This is a genomic window from Chamaesiphon sp. VAR_69_metabat_338, assembly GCF_031423935.1.
Taxonomy (GTDB): Bacteria; Cyanobacteriota; Cyanobacteriia; order Cyanobacteriales; family Chamaesiphonaceae; genus Chamaesiphon.
Genome location: NZ_JANPGM010000768.1, coordinates 1 through 2,198 on the forward strand (window position 1 = coordinate 1; position 2,198 = coordinate 2,198).

Genomic DNA, 2,198 nt, shown 5'->3' on the forward strand with positions numbered 1-2,198 from the left:
TCCCGTCACCGTCAAAACGCGGATCGGTTGGAACGAGGATGAGATTAATATTCTAGACTTTGCCCAGCGAATGCAGGATGCTGGCGCACAGATGCTGACAGTTCACGCTCGTACTCGCGCACAAGGCTACAATGGGACGGCTAATTGGGACTGGATTCGTAAAGTTAAAGAGGTATTATCGATTCCGGTAATTGCCAATGGCGATATCTTCTCTATAGAATCCGCTGTTGCTTGTCTGGAGCAGACTGGAGCCGATGGAGTAATGTGTTCGCGTGGTACGCTCGGCTATCCCTTTCTCGTCGGTGAAATCGACCATTTTCTCAAAACGGGCGAACTACTACCATCACCGAGTACGATCGATCGATTAGGATGCGCTAAAGAACATTTACAAAACTTGTACTTATATAAAGGTGAGCGCGGCATCCTGCAAGCTCGCAAACACATGACTTGGTACGCCAAAGGATTTACAGGTGCATCGGAGTTACGCACGCAGCTACAGGAAATCCAGAACGTAGCTCAAGGTGTAGATTTACTCGATCGACAGATCGAAGCATTAATAAAAGTTGGTGCGGCTAGGGACTGACATCTCAACAACTAGTCACTAGCCACTGAAGCTACTACATATTGCCACGTAGTGCAGCAAGCAAGAATACTACGACGGGGCCAGCAATCATAATCATCGCTACCATTGACAATTGGGCGATTACTTCCCAATTAATACTGAGCACGCTATCCACAATACCGCTCAAAAAGTCCATATTTCCTCGCAAAAATAGATTTAAATTTATAGTCAGCCTACAGGATCGGCGTTACAATTTTACCTATTTTCAGCGAGGTTAGCTTAATTTGGTTTACAAAAGTACATGAGGGAGTTGGGAGTTGGTAGAGTAATTTTAAGGATGGAGCGGGATGTGTGAATCGATCGAATACCTAATAGACTGGATAGGTAATAATTGACTGACTAAAATATGTCTACATGGCGGTGTGTGAAGCAGTGTGGAGCTTGCTGCAACCTCGATCCGAGCGATCGACCGGATTTGGAAGAGTACTTGTCACCGGAGCTGTTAGCCATCTATCTAAGTATGGTGGGTGAAGATGGGTGGTGTATTAATTTCGATCGCGATACCCGTGCCTGTAAGATTTACGAAGATCGGCCATCATTCTGTCGGGTACAGGAAGATACCTTCGTAGCGATGTTTGGGATCGAACCGGAAGATTTGAATGATTTTGCGATCGCTTGTTGTCGGGAGCAGATCGAGGGCGTATATGGAGATCGGAGTTTAGAAGCGATCCGCTTTGATACCGAACTAGGAATTTTCCTCTAAAGTCTCGCTCTTTAGCGATCGATATGAGAAAATGAGACGAATATGAAAATCTAGTTAAGTTCAGATTATCCAGTGACTAGCCCTTCTCATCCTGAAATTGCTCCTGACGATCTCGTTGCCACAACTATCGTCACCGAGTCTTCCACAAGTCTCCAAAATCCTAGTGTGTGGAGTACTTTTTTATCGACGTTTATCACGATTTTCCTGGCGGAAATGGGTGACAAGACTCAATTAGCGACGCTGTTATTGAGTGCCCAATCTCAATCGCCGTGGATCGTGTTTCTCGGTGCGGGAACGGCTTTGATTGCAACTAGTTTAGTCGGGGTATTATTAGGGCGTTATCTGGCGAAAGTATTATCGCCAAGAACTCTAGATATTGCAGCAGGGATGTTGTTGATGGTGATTTCGATTCTGTTACTTGGCGATGTTGTTCAATTGTGAATATTTTCTGGCATAAAATTGAGATTTTATACTTATTCGATCGACATATTACCTTGGGGAGAGTTTTAGGGTAGGTTGGGTTGAAGAATGAAACCCAACGTCTCCAATATGTTGTTGTGTTCGTTGGGTTTTGCCACGCGCAACCCAACCTACGAATTTTATTGTCATAGAATATCAATCTCCTTGCGGAAATTCTTCCCAAAGATTGGTGTTTTGGCGCAAGCTACTCCAACTACCGCCACCTAAAATTAGATGATCTAATAAGGGAATACCGAGTAACTTTGCGCCTGCGAGTAATTGCCGTGTCAGATCGAGATCGGCTTGGCTGGGTTCGGTGCTGCCCGATGGGTGATTGTGCGCGACGATCGTTTTGGTGGCACCTTGCTTGAGGATGGCGGTGAAAATTTCTTTAGGTGGCGCGAGGGTTTCGGT

General features: G+C 45.4%; 5 protein-coding genes. 3 read left to right on the forward strand and 2 right to left on the reverse strand.

Going from position 1 to position 2,198, the window contains the following annotated elements:
* Nucleotides 1–583 (forward strand): tRNA-dihydrouridine synthase (locus RMO84_RS21210; RefSeq protein ID WP_310490424.1); only part of this gene is annotated, 583 nt, incomplete at its 5' end.
* Between the two features lie 34 nt (nt 584–617).
* Here the strand turns inward: RMO84_RS21210 and psb30 are convergent.
* Nucleotides 618–758: a photosystem II reaction center protein Ycf12/Psb30 gene (gene psb30, locus RMO84_RS21215; RefSeq protein WP_309728644.1), complete on the reverse strand. Its 141-nt coding sequence runs from the start codon at nt 756–758 to the stop codon at nt 618–620.
* Nucleotides 759–968: 210 nt separating this feature from the next.
* Between psb30 and RMO84_RS21220 the strand changes: the two genes are divergently transcribed.
* Both RMO84_RS21220 and RMO84_RS21225 read left to right on the forward strand, forming a co-directional pair.
* Nucleotides 969–1,325, forward strand: coding sequence for a YkgJ family cysteine cluster protein (locus RMO84_RS21220; RefSeq protein WP_310490425.1), 357 nt, complete (start codon nt 969–971; stop codon nt 1,323–1,325).
* Nucleotides 1,326–1,451: 126 nt separating this feature from the next.
* On the forward strand, nt 1,452–1,766 hold the full coding sequence (locus tag RMO84_RS21225) for a TMEM165/GDT1 family protein (protein WP_310490428.1): 315 nt from the start codon (nt 1,452–1,454) through the stop codon (nt 1,764–1,766).
* Between the two features lie 174 nt (nt 1,767–1,940).
* Here the strand turns inward: RMO84_RS21225 and RMO84_RS21230 are convergent.
* Nucleotides 1,941–2,198 (reverse strand): JAB domain-containing protein (locus RMO84_RS21230; RefSeq protein ID WP_310490427.1); only part of this gene is annotated, 258 nt, incomplete at its 5' end.